The sequence below is a fragment of the Arthrobacter sp. STN4 genome, from assembly GCF_024539665.1.
Classification (GTDB): domain Bacteria; phylum Actinomycetota; class Actinomycetes; order Actinomycetales; family Micrococcaceae; genus Specibacter.
This window is the reverse complement of the sequence record NZ_JAKZGX010000005.1, coordinates 12,060-32,006: the sequence shown is the minus strand read 5'-3', so window position 1 is coordinate 32,006 and position 19,947 is coordinate 12,060. Positions and strand designations below refer to the sequence as shown.

General features: G+C 69.0%; 18 protein-coding genes and 1 tRNA gene. 4 read left to right on the top strand and 15 right to left on the bottom strand.

Annotation, left to right across the window (positions count from 1 at the left end; genetic code table 11):
• Positions 1-19: 19 nt before the first annotated feature.
• Both MMF96_RS05620 and MMF96_RS05615 read right to left on the bottom strand, forming a co-directional pair.
• Positions 20-1,240, bottom strand: a complete 1,221-nt coding sequence (locus MMF96_RS05620; RefSeq protein ID WP_256882838.1) for an AI-2E family transporter — start codon at positions 1,238-1,240, stop codon at positions 20-22.
• 87 nt (positions 1,241-1,327) lie between these two features.
• A complete protein-coding gene (locus MMF96_RS05615) occupies positions 1,328-2,281 on the bottom strand; it encodes an aldose 1-epimerase family protein (RefSeq protein WP_256882837.1) in 954 nt (317 codons plus the stop codon).
• A gap of 159 nt (positions 2,282-2,440) precedes the next feature.
• Between MMF96_RS05615 and MMF96_RS05610 the strand changes: the two genes are divergently transcribed.
• The 3 genes from MMF96_RS05610 to galK are packed head-to-tail and all read left to right on the top strand — an operon-like array spanning position 2,441 to position 5,633.
• Complete coding sequence (locus MMF96_RS05610; RefSeq protein ID WP_256882836.1) at positions 2,441-3,268, top strand: DeoR/GlpR family DNA-binding transcription regulator; 828 nt, start codon at positions 2,441-2,443, stop codon at positions 3,266-3,268.
• Positions 3,265-4,419: a galactose-1-phosphate uridylyltransferase gene (gene galT, locus MMF96_RS05605; protein ID WP_176617909.1), complete on the top strand. Its 1,155-nt coding sequence runs from the start codon at positions 3,265-3,267 to the stop codon at positions 4,417-4,419. The genes MMF96_RS05610 and galT overlap by 4 nt, the downstream gene beginning before the upstream one ends.
• Positions 4,416-5,633 carry a galactokinase gene (gene galK, locus MMF96_RS05600; RefSeq protein ID WP_256882835.1) on the top strand — a complete coding sequence of 406 codons (1,218 nt, stop codon included), beginning with the start codon at positions 4,416-4,418 and terminating at the stop codon, positions 5,631-5,633. Before galT ends, galK begins: the two co-directional genes overlap by 4 nt.
• A gap of 89 nt (positions 5,634-5,722) precedes the next feature.
• Here galK and MMF96_RS05595 read toward each other — a convergent pair whose 3' ends face one another.
• The 11 genes from MMF96_RS05595 to eno form a co-directional block, all read right to left on the bottom strand.
• Positions 5,723-6,910: a TerC family protein gene (locus MMF96_RS05595; protein WP_176617907.1), complete on the bottom strand. Its 1,188-nt coding sequence runs from the start codon at positions 6,908-6,910 to the stop codon at positions 5,723-5,725.
• A 107-nt stretch (positions 6,911-7,017) separates the two neighbouring features.
• Entirely contained in the window at positions 7,018-7,863 is an 846-nt protein-coding gene (locus MMF96_RS05590) for a Bax inhibitor-1/YccA family protein (protein ID WP_256882834.1), read from the bottom strand.
• A gap of 201 nt (positions 7,864-8,064) precedes the next feature.
• Positions 8,065-8,140, bottom strand: a tRNA-Leu gene (locus MMF96_RS05585).
• Positions 8,141-8,206: 66 nt separating this feature from the next.
• Positions 8,207-8,707, bottom strand: coding sequence for a GNAT family N-acetyltransferase (locus tag MMF96_RS05580; RefSeq protein WP_176617905.1), 501 nt, complete (start codon positions 8,705-8,707; stop codon positions 8,207-8,209).
• 192 nt (positions 8,708-8,899) lie between these two features.
• On the bottom strand, positions 8,900-10,375 hold the full coding sequence (locus MMF96_RS05575) for an NAD(P)/FAD-dependent oxidoreductase (protein WP_176617904.1): 1,476 nt from the start codon (positions 10,373-10,375) through the stop codon (positions 8,900-8,902).
• Between the two features lie 113 nt (positions 10,376-10,488).
• The gene (locus MMF96_RS05570) at positions 10,489-11,001 is read right to left on the bottom strand and encodes a hypothetical protein (protein ID WP_256882833.1); all 513 of its coding nucleotides are present in this window, start codon (positions 10,999-11,001) and stop codon (positions 10,489-10,491) included.
• A gap of 100 nt (positions 11,002-11,101) precedes the next feature.
• Positions 11,102-12,592 (bottom strand): S8 family serine peptidase, encoded by a 1,491-nt coding sequence (locus MMF96_RS05565; RefSeq protein ID WP_375141405.1) that lies wholly within the window; start codon positions 12,590-12,592, stop codon positions 11,102-11,104.
• Positions 12,593-12,624: 32 nt separating this feature from the next.
• Positions 12,625-13,599 (bottom strand): Ppx/GppA phosphatase family protein, encoded by a 975-nt coding sequence (locus MMF96_RS05560; protein WP_176617902.1) that lies wholly within the window; start codon positions 13,597-13,599, stop codon positions 12,625-12,627.
• 48 nt (positions 13,600-13,647) lie between these two features.
• Positions 13,648-14,259 carry a DUF501 domain-containing protein gene (locus MMF96_RS05555; RefSeq protein WP_256882832.1) on the bottom strand — a complete coding sequence of 204 codons (612 nt, stop codon included), beginning with the start codon at positions 14,257-14,259 and terminating at the stop codon, positions 13,648-13,650.
• A gap of 171 nt (positions 14,260-14,430) precedes the next feature.
• Positions 14,431-15,189 (bottom strand): septum formation initiator family protein, encoded by a 759-nt coding sequence (locus MMF96_RS05550; RefSeq protein WP_256882831.1) that lies wholly within the window; start codon positions 15,187-15,189, stop codon positions 14,431-14,433.
• A gap of 133 nt (positions 15,190-15,322) precedes the next feature.
• Positions 15,323-16,603, bottom strand: a complete 1,281-nt coding sequence (gene eno, locus MMF96_RS05545; RefSeq protein WP_176617900.1) for a phosphopyruvate hydratase — start codon at positions 16,601-16,603, stop codon at positions 15,323-15,325.
• 489 nt (positions 16,604-17,092) lie between these two features.
• Between eno and MMF96_RS19580 the strand changes: the two genes are divergently transcribed.
• Positions 17,093-18,007 (top strand): PadR family transcriptional regulator, encoded by a 915-nt coding sequence (locus MMF96_RS19580; RefSeq protein ID WP_306295728.1) that lies wholly within the window; start codon positions 17,093-17,095, stop codon positions 18,005-18,007.
• A 94-nt stretch (positions 18,008-18,101) separates the two neighbouring features.
• Here MMF96_RS19580 and MMF96_RS05535 read toward each other — a convergent pair whose 3' ends face one another.
• Positions 18,102-18,806, bottom strand: a complete 705-nt coding sequence (locus tag MMF96_RS05535) for a MazG nucleotide pyrophosphohydrolase domain-containing protein (protein ID WP_176617898.1) — start codon at positions 18,804-18,806, stop codon at positions 18,102-18,104.
• A complete protein-coding gene (locus MMF96_RS05530; protein WP_256882830.1) occupies positions 18,793-19,941 on the bottom strand; it encodes an adenosine deaminase in 1,149 nt (382 codons plus the stop codon). The genes MMF96_RS05535 and MMF96_RS05530 overlap by 14 nt, the downstream gene beginning before the upstream one ends.
• Positions 19,942-19,947: the final 6 nt, after the last annotated feature.

Here is a 19,947-nt window from a genome sequence, read left to right as displayed (position 1 = left end):
TAAAAACTTGGGGGCGGCGCTAGGGCTGGGTGCCCGGCACTGCCCTGGCGTTCGACGCCGGACCGTCCGTCCGGCGTTCCTGCCCACCTTCCGGGGCGGCCGGGGAGGGCGGGGCGGACGGCGGGACGTCAAGGTCCCGGGCGCCGGGCGCGGTGTCCCAGCCGCGTCCGGCAATGTAACGGATGAAGGAATTGGCCACGGCCAGCACCGGCACGGCAAACAAGGCGCCCAGGATGCCGGCCACGGTGGAGCCGGCCGCCACGGCCATGATGACCGCCACGGGGTGCAGGGAGACGGCGCGGCCCATGACGAAGGGCTGGAGCAGGTGGCTTTCGAGCTGTTGGACCAGCAGCACAATGCCCAGCATGATCAGCGCGTTCACCCAGCCGTTGGCCACCAGGGCCAGCAGCACGGCCACGGCACCGGTCACCAGGGCGCCCACCACGGGGATGAAGGACCCCACGAACACCAGTACGCCCAGCGGCAGGGCCAGCGGCACCTGGATGATGGCGGCGCCCGCGCCGATGCCCACGGCATCCACGGCGGCCACGAGGATCTGGACACGCACGTAGTTGCCCAGCGACAGCCAGCCGCGGCGGCCGGCCCCGTCCACGGCCGGGCGGGCGCGGCGGGGGAAGAAGCGAATCAGGAACTCCCAGATCCGCTCGCCTTCCAGGAGGTAGAAGATCAACACAAACACCGTCAGCAGCAGCCCCGCCGCGAAGTGGCCGAAGCTGCTGCCGATGCCCAGGGCCTGGGAGAGGATGGCGCTGCTGTTGTTTTGCAGGGCGTCGAGGGCCTGCGCCAGGTAGCTGTCGATCTGGTCGTTGCTGAGACCCAGGGGCCCGGCGGTCAGCCAGTCCTGGATTTGGATCAGGCCCTTGACGGCCTGCTGGCTCAGGCTGGCGATGCCCGTGACCATTTGGCGCCCGGCCAGGAACAGCCCGCCCAGCACCAGGGCAATCAGGCCCACCAGGGTGGCGGCTACGGCCAGCCCCTGCGGCACGCCCACCCGGCGCAACCACTTCACCACGGGCATCAGCAGGGCACTGAAAAGCGCGGCGACCATGAGGGGGATGACGAGCAGGCTGATCTGGCCCAGCAGCCACAGCAACATGGCGGAGACCACCAGGACCAGCCCGACGCGCCAGGCCCATGCCGCCGCCACCTGCATGCCAATCGGGACTGCCGGCTGGTCATGGCTGTGGGGGCGCTCAGGTTGCTGCTGCACGGGCGTCATAGACCAATAATTCCCCATTCAACAAAAATACGTAAAACGGCGTCCATTTCAGGGCCGGTGCCGCAGGGTCGTCGCCGCTTGGGCCGGCTACAGTTCCGCGTCGATTCCCCAACGCATGGTGAACGACTCCCCGGGCTCCAGCCACCTGAGCCCGTCCCCGGAGTTGAACGCGTTGGCCGGGCCCGTCATGGGTTCCATGGCCACGGCCAGCGGCCGCCCCGGGAAGTCGGGGGTGATGAAGACATGGACAAAGGCAACCGAGCGGTCGTGCCACAGGCTCACGCTGCGGCCGTCGGGGGCCTGCAGCGTGTGGCGGGTGCCGCCGTCGTCCGCCCCGGGCCCGCCAAGAGACGGCCCGCCAAGGGCCAGGCCGGTGAAGGCCGTGTCCATGACAACCTCCGGGAGCAGGCGGCCGCGCCTGAGGTCGTGGGCTGCGTCCACCGGCAGGGTCGCGGTGGGGATCATGCGGTCGTTGGCGGCGAGGTAGCTGGCGGCGTCGACGGTGATCCGCAGTTCCTCCGGCGCGGTGTCCCCCAGCCGGAAGTACGGGTGTGCGCCCAGGACGAAGGGGGCCCGCCGCGGGGAGTCGTTGGTGAGCGTCTGGTCCACGCGCAGGGCCCCGCCCGCCGTGAGTTCGTAGCGGACCCGGTGGCGGGCCAGGAACGGGTAGCCGTGCTGCGGATAGATGGCCGCCTCGAGCACCACGTGCTGCCCCGAGGACTCCAGGGCCGTGTAGCCGGTGTTGCGCAGCAGTCCGTGGATGGCGTTGTTGCGCGCGACCTCGGTGATGTCCAGCTGCTGGGCCTTGCCGTCCAGCTCCCACCGGCCGCCGTCCACGCGGTTGGCGAAGGGCGCCAGGGTGATGCCGGCGGCTCCCGGGGCGGTCTCGCCGCTGCCGTAGCCCTCCACCAGGGCCACGCCCCCGCGGTCGTAGTGGCGCAGGCCCGCGGCCAGCGAGGCCACGATGGCGGTGGCGCCGGCACGCCGCAGGGTGAACTGGGGGCCGGACGCGGCAGGGACAACTGGTGTGGTGTCAGTCATGCACGCCACGTTACAGGCTCCGGCACCGGAAAATCGCTACATTTCCCAGCTGTCCCCCACAACCGATCATCGTTAATGTAAGATTTTGTTTGAAACTATTGTTTTTCGTTACCGGCGCCGCCGACGCCGGGAAAAGCCGCAACAGAACAGGGGTCCGCCATGCTGGCACCCGAACGCCAGGCCCGCATCCTGCGGGAGCTCCAGCTCCACGAGGCGGTGCGGGTGGCCGACGTCGCCGCTGCCCTCAAGGTCAGCGAAATGACCATCCGGCGCGACATCGAGATGCTGGACGCCAACGGGCTCGCCCGCAAGGTCCACGGCGGCGCCATGCGGCTGGCCCGGCTCAGCGCCCTGGAACCGGGCTTCCAGCTCAACGCCGACAAGGAGCTCGAGGCCAAGCTGGGAATTGCCGCCGAGGCCCTGAAACTGATCCGGCCGGGCATGACCCTGGCCCTGACCGGGGGCACCACCACCTACCAGCTGGCCGTCCACCTGTCCGCCGTCCTCGAGCAGCTCCAGGAACTGACGGTGGTCACCAATTCCCTCAAGGTGGCCGAGCTGCTCTACCAGCAGCAGGGCAGCTCCTCCTGTACGGTCATTGTCACCGGCGGGGAGCGCACGCCGTCGGAAGCCCTGGTGGGTCCCGTGGCCCGCCGGGCGCTGCAGAACCTGAACACCGACCTGTGCTTCATGGGCGTCCACGGCCTGGACGCCTGGCGCGGGCTGACCAGCCCCAACCTGCTGGAGGCCGAAACCAACGCCGCCTTCGTCGAATCCACCGGCCGGCTGGTGGTCCTGGCCGACAGCACCAAGTTCCACGTCCGCTCGCTCGCCGTGATTGCCCCGCTCTCCGCCGTGGACACCGTCATCACCGACGACCGCGCCAGCGCGGCCGTGCGCGAAGAGTTCGCCTCCCGCGTTCCCACCTTTACCGTCTCCCCGGCCGGTGCCAAGTCCGCCACCAACCCCACCAGGATGTCCTCATGACGATTCCCACCAGCACGCGCCTGGCCGACGGCCGTGAACTGATCTACTTCGACGACGGCGCCACCGCCCGTCCCCACACGGCCGTGGACACCCGCCCCCTGGACCCCCGGAGCGGGGCCGACACCGGGGAGCTGCGCTTTGACGCCCTGACCGGCGATTGGGTGGCCGTGGCCGCCCACCGCCAGGGCCGCACCTACCTGCCGCCGGCCGACCAGTGCCCGCTGTGCCCCAGCACGGGTGCCAACCACTCGGAAATTCCGGACTCCACGTACGACGTCGCCGTGTTTGAAAACCGCTTCCCCTCCCTGGGGCCGGCGGTGGGGCCGGTGCCGGACAACCCCGCCTGGGGCACGCGCGGGCGGGCCTTTGGCCGCTGCGAGGTGGTGGCCTTCACGCCCGAGCACACCGGTTCCTTTGGCGCCCTGTCCCCCGAGCGGGCCCGGACGGTCATCGACGCGTGGGCGCACCGCACGGAGGCGCTCAGCGCGCTGCCGGGCATCAAGCAGGTGTTCCCCTTTGAAAACCGCGGCCAGGACATCGGCGTGACGCTGCACCACCCGCACGGGCAGATCTACGCCTACTCCTACGTCCCGCCCCGCAGCGCCGTCATGGCCGCCGCGGCCCTCGCCCATTTCCAGGCCCACGACGGGCGGGAGACCCTGCTGGGCGCCATCCTCGCCCGGGAGTCCGGGTCCGGCGATCGCATGGTGGCCCAGGGCGAACACTTCAGCGCCTACGTGCCCTTTGCCGCCCACATGCCGCTGGAGGTCCACCTCGCCCCGCACCGCCACGTGCCCGACTTCGCCGCGCTCAACGACGCCGAACGCGACGAACTGGCCGTCATGTACCTGGACATCCTGCGCCGCCTGGACAACCTCTACGACACCCCGACCCCCTACATCTCCGCGTGGCACCAGGCCCCCCTGGATCCGCTGCTGCGCCCCGCCGGCCGTTTCCACCTGGAGCTGACCTCGCCGCGGCGCGCTGCGGACAAGCTGAAGTTCCTGGCCGGCTCCGAGGCCGCCATGGGTGCCTTCATCAATGACGTGACGCCCGAGCAGATCGCCGCCGTGCTCCGTGCGGCCTCACCGGCTTCCACGCCTGCGGCCGCCACGGCCACCGGACCCGAACAGAAAGCGGTGCTGTCATGACCGACTCCCCGATTTCCCCCGTCCCTGCCGTCCATGCCCCGGCCGCGGCCCAGGACCCGGATGTCCTGGGCCCGGCGGAGGTTGCCGCCCGGTTTGCCGACGCCTTCGGGCAGGCGCCGGACGGCGTGTGGAGCGCCCCGGGACGGGTCAACCTCATTGGCGAGCACACCGACTACAACGAGGGCTTTGTGCTTCCGTTCGCCATTGACCGCTCCGCCGCCGTCGCGGTGCGGCTTCGCGACGATTCCACGGCCCGCCTGCTGTCCAGCTACGGCGGCCAGGCCGTGGCCAAGGTGGACCTGGACGGGCTGTCGCATGATTCCATGGCGGGCTGGACGGCCTATCCGCTGGGCGTGGTGTGGGTGCTGCGCCAGATGGGCGTGGCGATCGGCGGCTTTGACCTGTTCCTGCATTCCACCGTGCCCACGGGTGCGGGCCTGTCCTCCTCGGCGGCCATCGAGTGTGCCGTGGCGTCGGCTTTCAACGACCTCTGCGATGCCGGCCTGGCCGCCAACGAGCTGGTCCTGGTGGGCCAGCGGGCGGAGAACGAGGTGGTCGGCGCGCCCACGGGCATCCTGGACCAGTCAGCGTCACTCCTGTCCACGGCCGGCCACGCCGTGTTCCTTGACTGCCGCACCCAGGAGTCACGGCTGGTGCCGCTGGACCTGGCCGCGGCGGGCCTGCTGGTGCTGGTGGTGGACACGAAGGTTTCCCACGCGCACGCCACGGGCGGCTATGCTGCCCGCCGCGCGTCGTGCGAGCTGGGGGCGGAGGTGCTCGGCGTGCCCGCGTTGCGCGACGTCGCGGCGGCGGACCTGGCCGAGGCGGCCGGGCTGCTGGATCCCGAGACGTTCCGGCGCGTGCGCCACATTGTCACCGAGGACCAGCGCGTGCTGGACACCGTGGCTGCCCTGGCCGGTGCCGGCCCCGCCGCCATTGGCGCGCTCCTCACCGCCAGCCATGCCTCCATGCGCGACGACTTTGAAATTTCCTGCCCCGAACTGGACCTGGCCGTCGATACGGCACTGGCCAACGGCGCCCTGGGCGCCCGGATGACCGGCGGCGGCTTCGGCGGCTCGGCCATCGCGCTCATCCCGGCGGCCGGCGAGGCCGTGGTGCGCAACGCCGTCGTCCAGGCCTTTGCGGCGGCGGGGTTCACGGCCCCGGACATTTTCGCCGTCTCCCCCGCGCAGGGCGCCCGCCGCGTCCTTTAACCCATCTAGGTCGCAGTTGTTACCGTTTTCGCCCCGTTTTTCGGGGTTTTTCGGTAACAACTGCGACCTAGTTGGACTGGGCGGGGAGGTTAGCGGTTGAGGTGCTCCTGGTGCCGCTCGTGGGCCTGCGCCACCTGCCCGCGGATTTCCGCAACGTCCTTGTGCTTGTTGCGGTGCTTTTCCGCCATGGCCTGGATCTGCCGTTCCTCGTCCATGAGCTGTCCGTAGATCCGCTCACGTTCGGCAGGATCCGCCGTGTACTCCAGGTCCAGGTAGTTCTCGGCGTGGCGGCGGGCGTTGTTGAGCGCCGTCTGGGCCTTGCCGGACTTGCTTACCAGCGAGGCAACCACCGTGACGATGAGGACGCCGATGATCACCGTCAGTGACAGGCCCGTGGAGATCTCAAAGACGGGGACGTGCCCGCCGCCGTTGATGAACGGCAGGTTGTTCTCATGCAGGGCGTGCAGGACCAGCTTGACGCCGATGAACGCCAGGATGGCAGCCAGGCCGTAGGAGAGGTAGATCAGCCTGTCCAGCAGCCCGTCCAGCAGGAAGTACAGCTGGCGCAGGCCCATCAGGGAGAAGGCGGTGGCGGTAAAGACGATGTAGACGTTCTGGGTGAGCCCGAAGATGGCCGGGATCGAGTCCAGCGCGAACAGCAGGTCGGTGCCGCCGATGGCCACCATGACCAGGAGCATCGGCGTCAGCAGCCGCTTGCCGTTGACCACGGTGAACAGCTTGTCGCCATCGTAGTGCTCGGAGGTGTGCAGGAAGCGCTTGGCCAGCTTGATGATGAAGTTGTCTGCGTCGTCGCCCTCGCTGTCCTCCTCCTTGAGCAGGTTGCCCGCCGTGACCAGCAGGATGATGCCGAAGATGTAGAACATCCACGACCAGGTGTTGATGAGTGCCGCGCCGGCAAAGATGAAGGCGGTGCGGGCAATCAGGGCAAAGACGATGCCGAAGAGCAGCACTTTTTGCTGGTCCTCGCGGGGAACCCGGAAGCTGGCCATGATGACGAGGAAGACAAAGAGGTTGTCTACGCTCAGGGCCTTTTCCGTGATGTAGCCGGCGAAGTATTCCCCGCCCATGGTGGCCCCGCCAAAGGCGAAGACCACAATGCCGAACACGATGGCGAGTCCCACGTAAATGGAGGACCAGACGGCGGCCTCGCGCAGGGACGGGACGTGGGCCTTGCGGATGTGGAAGAAGTAGTCAAAGGCCAGCAGGCCCAGAATGACAACTATGGTAATGCCCCAAACCAGCGGGGAGACGTTCATGACTTACTTTCTGTCGTGGATGGCGGCAGAATCCTCCGGCTTTCCAACCGGAGTTCCGTCCGTGGTGCAATAAGCAGAATGGGCGGGCAGAGTGTCTGTTTCCGGGGCTAGTCGTTGCCCCGGAGAATGGCGAGCAGGCGCAGGATCTCCACGTACAGCCACACGAGCGTGACCGTCAGGCCAAATGCGGCCGTCCAGGAGTACCTGGCGGGCAGCCCGTTCTGGACGCCGCGCTCGATGGAGGTGAAGTCCACGATCAGTGAGAACGCGGCCAGGCCGACGGCGAGCAGGCCCAGGGCAAAGCCGAACGGGATGCTGGTGCCGGGGATGTCCACGCCGCGCAGGCCCCACGGGTTGCTGGTGGCGCCGAACATCATCAACCCGAGGTTGATGAGCGAGAAGAGCGCGTAGCCGCCCAGTGCGATCATGAAGAAGCGGGTCATCTTCGGGGTGGCGCGCACCTTGGCATTGCGGAAGAGCAGCAGCGTCACGGCAAACACGCTCAGCGTGCCGATGACGGCCTGGACCACGATGCCGGGGTACATTCCTTCAAGGAATCCGGAGAGTCCGCCGAGGAACATGCCCTCAAAGGCGGCGTAGCACAGGATCAGGGCCGGGGAGGGCTGCTTCTTGAAGGAGTTGACCAGGCCCAGGACCAGTCCAACGATCATGCCCGGCAGCATGAGGACGGGAACGATCCAGCCCAAGGCGGCGCCTGCCAGGACCAGGGCGAGCGTGCCCACGGTCTTCATGATGACGTCGTCGTACGTCATGCGTCCGGTCTGCTGCGCATTCGCGGACGGCTTGCGGTAAAGGTCCTCGAGCTGCTGGGCCGAAAGCGTCCCCTGCGCGCCCATGGTGTCCGTGCTTCCACTGAGGAAGCCGCGCCGCACGGCCGGGCTGTCCTTGAAATTCTTGTTGTTGGCAAAGACCGGGTTTCCACCAAGCGCCATGGTGCTGATTCCTCCAAAATAGGGGGTGGGTAATCCTCCAAGTCTACCAAGGCGCGGGCCGCCGAAAGTCTGCACCGCCTCCCCCAGGCACTCTTGGCACCAGGTGTACAGCAGAAGTTCACCCGCTGTTTACCCAAAGGTGCGCCGCATCACCGCCGACGCCGGATCCCGCCGCGGTCGCAGCCCGTGCGGCCGGCTTGTTGGTACCCCAGGTCGGACTCGAACCGACACTTTGCAGATTTTAAGTCTGTTGCCTCTGCCATTGGGCTACTGGGGCGTGGCCGCGGCTCAATGCCGCCTTCGGCTCCAACTTTACTGGATGAGGTCGCACGGAACCCAACCGTCACAGCTTGCTGAACGGCTCCGCGTAGCGAAAGTGGCCCCGGATGCCGGCATGGAAGCCCGGCAGCGGCAGTGCCATGAAGTGCGATCCCCACGACGGGTCCGGCGAGGCAATCCCGACGGAATCGGCGGGCACAAAACCAAAGCGCGGGTAAAAATCGGTGCTGCCCAGCAGGACTATGGCCGGTTCGCCTTGTTCCCTCGCGGCATCGATGGAGGCATGCATGAGCGCTGCGCCAATGCCTTGGCGGCGCCACTGCGGCAATACGCCAATCGGTCCCAGCCCCACCGCAGGGGTGTCGCCAATCCAGGCGCGGGTGCTGATGACATAGCCCAGGATCTCCGCGTCGGCCGACTCCGCGACGAGGGACAGCTCAGGCAGGTATTCGCGCGAGGCAAACAGCTCGCGCAACAGCCTGGCCTCGACCGGTTCCGGGAAGGCCGCCTCGATCAATGCAAGAATTTCCGGCCGGTCCGGCGCCTGCTCACGTCGAAGGATCATCGCCCCAGTCTATTCCGACAGGTCCGCAGCGGAAACCGTTGGGGTTGGCCGGATGGGCCGCCGTTGCCTGCTCTTGACGGCCAGCGGCAGGACGGGCCCCGCCGGCGGGGTCTCGACCAGCGGGGCCGGAACGGACGACGGCGGCCCTCCCGCGAGTGGGAAGGGCCGCCGTCGGGCCGGGAAAGACGAGGGCTACTTGCCCGCGGTGGCTTCTTCCCGGACCTCAGCCTTGGGGGCCTCGACCGGGGCTTCAGCCTTGGGGGCCTCAGCCTTCGGGGCCTCGACAGGTGCCGCAGCGGCAGGCTTCGGCTTCGGAGTCGCCGCAGTAACGAACGTCACGCGCGGGTTGGCCAGGTTTTCCAGCTGGGTGAGGTCGCGGCCGGTGAACATGGCAATGAACCAGTCCATCAGCACGCGGAACTTGCGCTCCACGGTGGGCATTGCCAGGCCGTGGTAGCCACGGTGTGCCAGCCAGGCCGGGGCGCCCTTGAGCTGGATGCCCATGATCTTGGCAACGCCCTTCCACTCGCCGAAGCCGGCAACGGCCCCAAGGTTCTTGTGCTTGTAGCCCTTGAGCGGCTTGTTGAAGCGGCTGGCCCACAGGTTCTTCGCGAGTCGCTTGGACTGGCGCAGGGCGTGCTGGGCATTGGGGACGCAGGTGCCGTCCGGCAGGCCGCCGGTGACATCCGGAACAGCCGCAACGTCACCGGCAGCCCAGGCGTTTTCAACGACGCCGAACTCGCCGGAAACCTGCAGGTTCACGTTCACCGACACTCGGCCGCGCGGTTCGATCGGGAAGTCGGTGGAGCGGACCATCGGGTTGGCCATGACACCGGCCGTCCAGATGAGGGTCTCGGCATCGAATTCCTGGGCGGGGGTCTTGTCCGGCAGGTTGATGAGCTTGATGTTCTTGTTCTCGGCGTTGTCCAGCGAGGTGTTCAGCAGGACCTCGACGCCGCGGCTGCGCAGGTGCTCGACGACCCAAAGGGCCTGGGCTGCGGTGACCTCGGGCATGATGCGCCCCATGGCCTCGACGAGCACGAAGCGCAGTTCGGACTGGTCCACGCGGCCGTTCAGCTTGACGGCGGCGCGGGCCATGTCCTCAAGCTCGGCGATGGTCTCGATGCCGGCGAAGCCGCCGCCCACCACGACGAAGGTCAGGGCCTTCTTGCGCTTGGCGGGGTCGGTCTCCGTGGAGGCCTGCTCGATGAGCGAGAGCACCTGGTTGCGCAGGGCAACGGCTTCCTCGATCGACTTCAGGCCGATGCCGGATTCGGCCAGGCCCTTGATGGGGAAGGTGCGCGTGATGGCACCGGCCGCCACGACGACGTCGTGGTAGGGCAGCTCAATGTTGGCGCCGCCGTCCGCGGGGGCGATGACAGCCGTGCGGTTCTCGTGGTCAATGCTGGTGACGGAGCCCTGGATCAGCTCGGTCTCCTTGAGGTGCTTGCGGTGGGAGACCACTGCGTGGCGTGCCTCGATGTTGCCGCCGGCCACCTCGGGCAGGAACGGCTGGTACGTCATGTAGGGCAGGGGATCGACCAGGGTGACGATGCCACCGGACTTTGCGATCTTCTTTTGCAGCTTGAACGCCGTGTAGAGGCCAACGTAACCGCCGCCAACCACCAGGACGCGTGGACGGTCTGAGTATGTGGGAGTGAGTGCCATGTTTTAAGTGTACAACTCTTTGTGAAAACATTCACTAATACGCAGTGGCTGAATATTCACACTTCCGTTCGGGCCTCCCGAGGGGGCTCGAGACGCCCTCCCCCCGGCCCGTTTCAGCCCACGAGCGTAGCGCCGCAGGCCCGCATGGCCTGGATGAACTCGCCGGACGTCCGGCGTTCCCGCAGGGTCTTGAAGTTGTTGCGCGAGATCCGGTTGATGCCTTCGTGGCTCACGGTCAGCAACAACCTGCCGGTGGCTTGGGAGTCCACGGTCAGGTCGCTGTTGGCCAGGACGGAATTCGACCACACGCCGAATGCGGCAGACGGCAGGGACCAGGAAGCCGAGGTGCCGTCGTCAGGAACGAACGTCAGCATCCCGCCGGCCAGCGTCAGCGTGCCAAACCCGGAAAAAGGGTCCAGATGTCCGTCGCGCCGGACGTGTGCGTTCCATTGTCCGGCCGGCCCACCCTGCCCGGCCGGGAACGCGACAGGGCGCGGTGGGCGGGAAGGGGTGCCGGCAGGGTTGCGCGACAGCCTCACCACCACCCACACGACCACCGCGACGACGGCGGCCATCACGAGGATGATCGGGAGCGAGTAAACCAGGGTGGGCAACGTCAGCGACATAAGGGCAGTTTCGCGCGCTTGGGCAAACGACCGCAATGGGGAATGGTGCCCATCGCCCCTCACGACGGCCGCACCCCGGCAGGCAGGGCACGGGCCTTCCCTAGGACTTGCCGCCCCCGGGCCCGACGGCGGAGTCCCGGCCCGCCCCGGTGCCGGAGTCCCGTCCGGCACCGGTGCCGGACTCTGTTCCGGAGGTGCCGGACGCTGTACCGGGGCTGCCGGCAGCCGGTCCTGCGGTGGCGCGGCCGGCCTCTTCGGCCAGCAGCCGGCGCCGGACCAGCAGCACATGGGTGCCGCCCGCGGCGAGCACCACCACCAGCAGCGCCAGGAAGCCGAGCACGATCGCCGCCGGGGCCACGCTGCTCAGCTGGGCGGGCGGCAGCGGCGCGGGCACGGCATGGTCGCTGAAGGTGGCCGCGGGCAGGGGCGAGGTGGTGACGGTGGAACCGCCGGTGGGCGGGGCGGCCTCGCCGCGGCGGTGGACGTGGATCCATTCCTTGATGCTGCCCAGGGGATTCGCCTGCACCACGGGAACGTCGGCGGTCAGGGCCGCGTAGGCGTCAAGGACGCCGTAGCCGTAGAAGGCGTTCGGGATGCCGTTGCCCTTGGGCTTGGCGGTGGTGATGATCCGGTTGATCACCTGCGCGGCAGACATCTTTGGATACTTGGCCCGGATCAGGGCCGCAACGCCGGAAACGATTGGGGCTGCCCCGCTGGTGCCGCTCCACCGGGCATAGCCGCCGCCGGGCAGCCCGCCGGCCAGGTCCTCCGCCGGGGCGGCCACGCCAATGCTGATGCCCTGCGAGGACGAATCCACGCTGGCCACCCCGTCCTTGTCCAGGCCGCCCACGGCCAGCACGCCGGGAATGGTGGCGGGGGCACCGACCTGTTCGCTGCCTGACTTGCGGTTGCCGGCCGCGGCGACGATGACGACGTCCTTGGCTTCGGCGTAGGCGAAGGCGCTGTCCCAACTTTGCGGCCAGGCGGTGGAGGTGCTGCCCAGGGACATGTTGATGACCCTGGCGCCGTGGTCCACGGCCCACCGCACGGCTGCGGGGATTTGGGCATCGATGGTCTTGCCGGAGGGGTTGTCGCTGCCGAGCCAGACGGATACGCTGAGGAGTTCCGCCTTGGGGGCGACGCCGATGACGCCGTCGGGGCCGGCACCCGCCGTGGGGGCCGCCGTCGCACTTTTGGTGGCGGTTGCGCCGGCAGAGGCGCTGGCGTGGCCGCGCCCGGCCAGCATGGTGGCCACGAGGGTGCCATGCTCGGGTTCGGCGCCGACACCCTTGGTGCCCTTGGCATTTCCGGAGCCGGACATGTCCGCACCGCCGACGACGGCACCCTTGAGGTCTATGTGGGCGGCGTCGATGCCGCTGTCAATGACGGCGACCTTCACGCCCTGGCCCTGCGAGATGGTCCAGGCCTTGGTGATGCCGGAGGAGCCGAGCCAGTACTCGCGGTTGCGGATGTCGTCCGCGGATGCCGCCCCCGCGCCGGCCAGGGCCAGCGGCACGACCATGCCAAGCGCGAGCAGTGCAGCGCAGAGGCCGCGCAGCCGTCGCTTGGGCGGCTGTGTCACTTGCGGCATTCAGGCTCGTTTCCGTCGAGGTGCGCGCCGCTTCAGTGGAGTCCTCCGGCGGCGCCCAGGGCGATTCCGTCCAGAATATCGTGTTCGCTGGTCGTTGCCGATTCGAGCCGCCCGTGTGTCAGCTCGGCAAGGCGGCGTAGCACGGTCGCCCAGATCAGCGAGCCGGCGCCGATCACGTCCACCCGCCCGGGGTGCATGAAGCCCAGTGCGGCCCGCTCCGCCCGCGTCATGGCGAGCAGTTCGGTGGCCGCCTGGGCAATCTTTCCCAGGGGCACGACGGCGGCATGGATCACCTCCGGCTCGTACTCCGCCAGCCCGAGGGCCTGGGCCGTAACAGTCGTAATGGTGCCCGCCACGCCCACCACCTTGGTGACGTCGCCCAGCGGCACCTGCGCCATGACGTCGTCGAGCTTGGCCTCGACGGCGGCCTCGGCAGCGGCGATTTCCGCGGCCGTGGGAGGGTCCGAGCGCAGGTAGCGTTCAGTGAAGCGCACGCAGCCCATGTCAGTGCTCAGGGCGGCCTGCACGCCCGCGCCGCTGCCGGCCACAAACTCGGTGCTGCCGCCGCCCAGGTCCACCACCAGGACCAGTTCGCCGGCCAGGGCCGGGAGCGCGCTGGCGGCGCCGGCGAAGGACAGGGCGGCCTCCTCGGCGCCGGAGACGACCTCCGGTGCCACCCCCAGGCGGGCCGTGATGCCGTCGGTGAACTCGGCCCGGTTGCCGGCGTCGCGCGTGGCGCTCGTGGCGACAAAGCGGATGCGCTCCACGGCAGTGCCGTCCGCGGCGCAGTTGCGGATCAGCTCCGCGTAGTCCTCGGCCGCGGCGAAGGTCCGGGCCAGGGCCTCGGGTGCCAGCAGGCCCGTGGCGTCAACACCCTGGCCCAGGCGGACCACGCGCATTTCACGGTGGACGTCGGCCAGGGTGGTGGTGCCGTCGGCGTGCGCCGTGACGTCGGCGATGAGCAGGCGGATGGAGTTGGTTCCGCAGTCAATGGCAGCTACGCGCATGGGGTGGGCAGGTCCTTGTCTTGGGCTGGAGGGGCTGGCGGCGTGCGGTCAGTCCTGGCTGAGGTGCCTGACGTGGCGGCTGAGGTCCTTGCTGGGCACGGGCGCCTGATCGTCCCAGGCACCGGCGCAGTAACATTTGTCCGCCGTCCACCATTCGGCCAGCGCGGCCAGTGCCTCGTCGCCCAAGGGGTTGACGCCAGGGCCGGCGGCCAGTGCGTGGCCCACCAGGACGTGCAGGCACTTGACACGGGTGGGCATGCCGCCGGCGGAGATGCCGTCGATCTCGGGGACCGGCCCCGTGCCAGCCCGCCCGCCGATGGCCGCACGGGCGGCGAGGTAGTGCTCGTGGGCCCGCTGGTAGGCGGCGGCCAGCCCGGCATCCGCGGCGAGGCGGTCCGTCATCTCCGCCATCATGCCGGCCGCTTCCAGCCGCGACGCCGCGGCCGTCAGCACCGGATGGGTCAGGTAGAACGTGGTGGGAAACGGGATGCCGTTGCCCAGCCGTGGCGCGGTGGCGGCCACCAGCGGGTTGCCGCACACGCAGCGGGCGGGAATTTCCACGACGTCGCGGACGGGCCGGTTCAGCTGGCGGCTGAGCGTGTCCAGGTCGTGCTGGGTGGGCACTCGGGGGTCTTCGGCAGTGGTGTCAGGTGCGGGCACCGGCGTCCTTCCTTGCAGGCATTCGTTCCGGGGCACCGGGTGGGTCCGCGGTGCAGCGGCGGTGGCGGGGGTCCGATCAGGCACCCTGTCCAACAGGCCATTTTACAGCCCGGGCGCTCCCCCGCTTTCCGGTCCTGCCGACGGGCCGCGAGAAACTGCCGTCGGGCAGCTCTATTTCGCCGCAGGCTTTGGCGGGGCCTTGGCTGCCGGGGCTGCGGGCTTGACCGCGGCCGATTTCTCCACGGCCTGCCACAGGCTGTCCACCCACGGTTCGGTGGTGACGGTGGTGGCCTTGATTGCCGATTGCCCAGCCGCGGCCGGGGCTGCCGCCGGCGTGCCGTCCGGCTGCGATGCCGCGGCTTCACCGTAGACCCAGTAGCCGGTCTCCCCCGGCATCAGCATGCTCACCCGGTCGCGGGCCTGTTGCTTGACGTAGGCGGGGTCGTCCCAGCGGGCCAGTTCAGACTTCGCCACGCCCTGCTGTGCCGTCTGTGCCACGATGTCCTGCTTCAGCGCGGAAATCTCTGCGCGCTGGTCCATGTAGGTGTGGATGTTGGGGGCCAGCGCCACCGTGACGGCAGCCATGGCCAGGCCCAGCACCAGCAGCCGGCCGTTGAACGACCGGGCGGGCACCGGCGTGTTGGCCGGATCATGGTGCTGGGAGGCATGGCCGGCGGCATGGTTGGCTGCGTGGCTGCCGGTGGTGCGGGCCGGGCCGGCGGCAGCGGGGCTCCGCCCGTTGCCGGGGTTGGTGACGGCCTGGCGGGAAGGCCGTGGCGAGCCGGTCCGGCCCATTGCCGGCTGGCGTGCCCCATGGGAGGTGCCGTGGTCGCCATGGGCGGGGTCCGGCGTCGTACCCGGCTCGGCCGCTGCTTTCTTCGCCCCGGCACTAAATTGTGCGCTGGGCACCTTGGGACGACGTGTAGCCATGGTTCTCCTGGTACTTCCCCGGCGCGCCTCGGGTTTTAACGCCGAAGGGCCGGTGGATGGCTGGGTGTGTATCCACCTTAGCCAACCACCGGCCCAACTCGCGTTATTGACGCGTTTTCCGGCGTCGGGCGAGTTACGCCTTGAAGCGCGGGAAGGCGCTGCGTCCGGCGTAGCGTGCGGCGTCCTCGAGGTCCTCCTCGATGCGCAGCAGCTGGTTGTACTTGGCCACGCGCTCGGAGCGGGCCGGGGCACCGGTCTTGATCTGGCCGGCGTTGGTGGCCACGGCGATGTCCGCGATGGTGGTGTCCTCGGTTTCACCGGAACGGTGCGAGGTGATGGTGGTGTAGCCGGCGCGCTGGGCCATGGACACGGCGTCCAGGGTTTCGGTGAGCGAACCGATCTGGTTCACCTTCACCAGCAGCGAGTTGGCGGTCTTGTTCTCGATGCCGCGGGCCAGGCGCTCCGGGTTGGTGACGAAGAGGTCATCGCCCACGATCTGGACCTTGTCGCCGATGGCGTCGGTCAGGGTCTTCCAGCCCTCCCAGTCGTCTTCATCGAGGGGATCCTCGATGGAGACCAGCGGGTAGTCGCGGACCAGCTCTTCGTAGTACGCGCTCATCTCGGCAGCGGTGAGGGACTTGCCTTCGAACTGGTAGGTGCCATCCTTGAAGAACTCGGAGGAGGCAACGTCCAGGGCCAGGGCAACGTCCTTGCCCGGTTCGTAGCCGGCGCGCTTGATGGCCTCCAGGATCAGGTCCAGGGCGGCACGGTTGGACGGCAGGTTCGGCGCGAAGCCGCCCTCGTCGCCCAGGCCCGTGGAGAGGCCCTTTTCCTGCAGCACGGACTTGAGGTTGTGGTAGACCTCCACGCCCCAGCGCAGGCCCTCGGAGAAGGTGGAGGCACCGAGCGGGACTACCATGAATTCCTGGATGTCGACGTCGGAATCGGCGTGGGAGCCGCCGTTGAGGATGTTCATCAGCGGCACGGGCAGCACGTGGGCGTTGGGGCCGCCCAGGTAGCGGTACAGCGGCAGGTCCGCGGAGACGGCGGCGGCGCTGGCCACGGCCAGGGAGACGCCGAGGATGGCGTTGGCGCCAAGCTTGGACTTGTTGGGGGTGCCGTCCAGTTCCAGCATCATGGAGTCGATGAGGCGCTGCTCCGTGGCGTCGATGCCCTCCAGCTCGGGGGCGATGGCCTCGCGCACAGCCTCGACGGCCTGCAGCACGCCCTTGCCCTGGTAGCGGGCCTTGTCGCCGTCGCGGCGCTCAACGGCCTCAAAGGCGCCGGTCGATGCGCCGGAGGGAACGCCTGCCCGGCCCACGGAGCCGTCCGCAAGAAGAACCTCGACCTCAACGGTCGGGTTTCCCCGGGAATCCAAAATTTCGCGTGCGTGAATGGCTTCAATAAGTGCCACGTATTGCTCCTCTTTTTTGAGCTTCGAGCGGATATAGGTCGACCTCGCTGTCGGCACAATCCTAGCCGGTTGCCGTGACCGGGCACTTTTTACTACGCCGCCTGCACGGCGGGTGACCCGACTTGCGGCCAAGTTGCACCAATGCCGCACGTTAGGGGCCCCTTTCGGGCCGCTTTCGGGCCGCTTTCGGGCCGGAGCGGGGCGTGCCGGGGCCCGAAGCGGGGGCCGTGCCGGCAGTGTTCCTGACAGTTGACCGGGAATGACGCCAGGACCCCTTGACAACGAAATATAGCGATATATCGTTAACTATCGCTAGAAATTGCCAGCGAGAGGAAGCCATCCCCAGCGTGAAGTTCCACGGGCCGCCCACAGCCCGCCGCTTCACATCCAGGCCGGCCCCCACCCGGGAAATCCACGTTCGGATCCTCCCGGGGCAGCCCGGCACCGGCCCTCCACGGACACACCACTTTCACAGAACAGGTTTTCACCATGAACAGCATCAACGACCCGGAAAACAACATCCCAGGGGGCCCCGGACCCCAGGACTTTGGCACCAGGGGCCCCGGCCCCGGGGACACCGGGCCCACGGACCACGACGGCGGGGAATTCGACGGCGACGAGCACGGCGGTTTTCCCGGCGGCCATGGCCACCATGGACACCACCACGGCAAGCGCCGCGGCGGATTTGTCCCGGGCTTCGGACCCGGATTCGGCCGGGACTTCGGCCGGGACGCCGGCTGTGAACCGGGGTTCGGCCCCGGCTTCGGACCCCGCGGGGGCGGGCGCGGCACCCCCTCGGACGACGACGAGGAATTCGGCGGCCGCCCCGGGTTCGGCCCAGGTAGGGGCCCCGGCTTCGGCCCGGGGCCGGGCAGGGGTTTCGGACCGGGCTTCGGCCCCGGCTTTGGCCCGGGCTTCGGTGGCGGCTTCGGCCCCGGCTTCCGGGGCGGATTTGGCCGGGGCGGGCGGGTCCGCAAGGGCAACGTCCGCAGCGCCATCCTGTCCCTGCTCAGCCAGCACAGCTACAACGGCTACGGCATGATCGGCGCCATCGCCACCCACACCGACGGCGCGTGGCGCCCCAGCCCCGGCTCGATCTACCCGGCGCTGGCCGCCCTGCAGGCCGAGGGGCTGATCGAGTCGACGGGCAAGGGCAAGCGGACCGAATTTGAATTGACCGGGGCGGGCCGCAGCTACGTGGCCGAGCACCCGGAGGAGATGGCCGCCGTCTGGGCCGACGTCAGCGAGGAGGCCGGGGCCGGCAGCGAGCTGCGCCAAAGCATCGGCAAGCTGATGGGGGCGGTCCACCAGGTTGGCCACAGCGGCACGGAGGAACAATTGCGGGCCGCCACGGAGGCCCTCGACGCCGCCCGCCGCACCATCTACAAGCTGCTGGCCGAATAACCGCAGGCTCCCCGCGGCGCAAACCGGATGCCGGCGTGGGCCTTTGATCCCGCAAATCCAGCACCAAAGGCCCGTACCGGCATCCTGCGTGCTTTCACTCCCCCGGGGTGTGCTGTTCCTGGAAGCGGCGGACCGCCGTCCGCAGCGCGCGTTCGGCGTCCAGGCCCTGCGCCCGGGCGGCCCGGACGACGTCGAACAGCGCCTCGCCGAGCTCTTCTTCCGTTCGGGGCGTGGCTGGTTGGGCGGAGGGGCCGGCCGTGGCCGGGCCGGCACCGGCGCGTTCCAGGGTTTTTGCGGCGAGCGCCAGGGCGGGCATGGCGGCCGGCAATGAATCAAACACCGACGACGGACCGGTGCGTTCCCGGGCCTTCTCGGCGGTGTAGTTCCGTTCAATGGCCGCGATCGAGTCCGGAAAGGAGGGCTGGAGCGTGCCGTCGGGGCGGAACACGTGGCTGTTGCGCCGGATGAGTTTTTCCGCCAGCTGGTCCGCCACGTCCGCCAGCGTGAAGCCGCCGGCCTCGGACTGCAGCAGGGCGTGCAGCACCACCTGGTAGAGGATGTCCCCGAGTTCGCCCCTGAGCGCCCCAACATCCAGCTCGCCGGGCGCCTCCACAACGTCGGCCAGCTCGTAGGACTCCTCCACCAGGTAGGCGATGAGCGAACGGTGGGTCAGCGCCGCCGTCCACAGGCAGTGCTCCCGCAGGTCGGCCACCACCGAGGCGAGCCGGTCCAGCGCGGCACCGGCACCGCCTGCCACGCCCGCACCCGCCGGGCGGGACTGCGGGTCAGTCCTCGTCATCACCGTCCAGGACGTCGTCGTAGCACTCGATGATGTAGTCGGCCAGCTGTTCGCGTGCCTCGATCGGCAGGAACGCGGCGTGGACGGCGTTGAGGGTCAGCTCCAGGATGGTCTCCAGGTCGTAGCCGAAGGTTTCGGCCAGCAGCTCGAACTCCCCGGTCAGGGTCACCCCGCTCATGAGCCGGTTGTCGGTGTTGACCGTGACGTTGAAGCCGAGCTGGTGGAGCAGGTCGATGGGATGCTCGGAGATCGTGGTGCCGAAGGCGGCCACGGCGCCGGTCTGCAGGTTCGAGGACGGGCACAGCTCCAGCGGGATCTGGCGGTCGCGCACCCACTGGGCCAGGTCGCCCAGGGTGACGGTGCCGACGTCGTGCCCGTCCTCCTCCTGGACGTCCAGGTGGATGTCCTCGGCGATGCGCACGCCGTGGCCCAGGCGCAGGGCGCGGCCGTGGACCAGCGCGTCCTGGATGCTGTCCAGCCCGGCGGCCTCGCCGGCGTGGACGGTGGCCGGGAAGTTGTTTTCGGCCAGGTAGGTGAAGGCCTCGGTGAAGCGGGAGGGCAGGAAGCCGTCCTCGGCGCCGGCAATGTCGAAGCCCACCACGCCGTTGTCGCGGTGGCGCACGGCCAGCTGTGCGATCTCGGAGCCGCGGTCGGCGTGGCGCATGGCGGTGACGAGCTGGCCCACCTCGATGTAGCCGCCGGCCTCGTCCACGGCGTCCATGCCTTCCTCCAGGCCTTCCTGCACGGCCTCGACCGCCTCGTCGAGCGACAGCCCCTTGGTGAGGTGCTGCTCGGGTGCCCAGCGCACCTCGCCGTACACCACGCCGTCGTCCGCCAGGTCCTCGACGAACTCGCGGGCCACGCGCACCAGGGCGTCATGGGTCTGCATCACGGCAATCGTGTGGTCAAAGGTCTCCAGGTAGCGCACCAGGGAGCCGGAATCGGCCGAATCCAGGAACCACTGGCGCAGCCCCTCCGGGTCGGTGGCTGGCAGCTCGTGGCCCACTTCGGCCGCCAGCTCGATGATCGTGGCCGGGCGCAGGCCGCCGTCGAGGTGGTCGTGCAGGGAGACCTTGGGCAGGGTCTTGATGCCCACTGCGGGCTGGGATTCGGGGTGCTCTGTTGGATTAGTCACAAGCCC

Bases quoted from the DNA above. Each gene is read 5' to 3' on its own strand.
- MMF96_RS05535 (WP_176617898.1), bottom strand. From the start codon at position 18,806: ATGACGAGGACTGACCCGCAGTCCCGCCCGGCGGGTGCGGGCGTGGCA.
- MMF96_RS05570 (WP_256882833.1), bottom strand. From the start codon at position 11,001: ATGTCGCTGACGTTGCCCACCCTGGTTTACTCGCTCCCGATCATCCTC.
- MMF96_RS05590 (WP_256882834.1), bottom strand. From the start codon at position 7,863: ATGGCGCTTGGTGGAAACCCGGTCTTTGCCAACAACAAGAATTTCAAG.
- MMF96_RS05575 (WP_176617904.1), bottom strand. From the start codon at position 10,375: ATGGCACTCACTCCCACATACTCAGACCGTCCACGCGTCCTGGTGGTT.
- MMF96_RS05565 (WP_375141405.1), bottom strand. From the start codon at position 12,592: ATGCCGCAAGTGACACAGCCGCCCAAGCGACGGCTGCGCGGCCTCTGC.
- MMF96_RS05610 (WP_256882836.1), top strand. From the start codon at position 2,441: ATGCTGGCACCCGAACGCCAGGCCCGCATCCTGCGGGAGCTCCAGCTC.
- MMF96_RS05620 (WP_256882838.1), bottom strand. From the start codon at position 1,240: ATGACGCCCGTGCAGCAGCAACCTGAGCGCCCCCACAGCCATGACCAG.
- MMF96_RS05580 (WP_176617905.1), bottom strand. From the start codon at position 8,707: ATGATCCTTCGACGTGAGCAGGCGCCGGACCGGCCGGAAATTCTTGCA.
- MMF96_RS05595 (WP_176617907.1), bottom strand. From the start codon at position 6,910: ATGAACGTCTCCCCGCTGGTTTGGGGCATTACCATAGTTGTCATTCTG.
- MMF96_RS19580 (WP_306295728.1), top strand. From the start codon at position 17,093: ATGAACAGCATCAACGACCCGGAAAACAACATCCCAGGGGGCCCCGGA.
- MMF96_RS05550 (WP_256882831.1), bottom strand. From the start codon at position 15,189: ATGGCTACACGTCGTCCCAAGGTGCCCAGCGCACAATTTAGTGCCGGG.
- galK (WP_256882835.1), top strand. From the start codon at position 4,416: ATGACCGACTCCCCGATTTCCCCCGTCCCTGCCGTCCATGCCCCGGCC.
- MMF96_RS05615 (WP_256882837.1), bottom strand. From the start codon at position 2,281: ATGACTGACACCACACCAGTTGTCCCTGCCGCGTCCGGCCCCCAGTTC.
- galT (WP_176617909.1), top strand. From the start codon at position 3,265: ATGACGATTCCCACCAGCACGCGCCTGGCCGACGGCCGTGAACTGATC.
- MMF96_RS05560 (WP_176617902.1), bottom strand. From the start codon at position 13,599: ATGCGCGTAGCTGCCATTGACTGCGGAACCAACTCCATCCGCCTGCTC.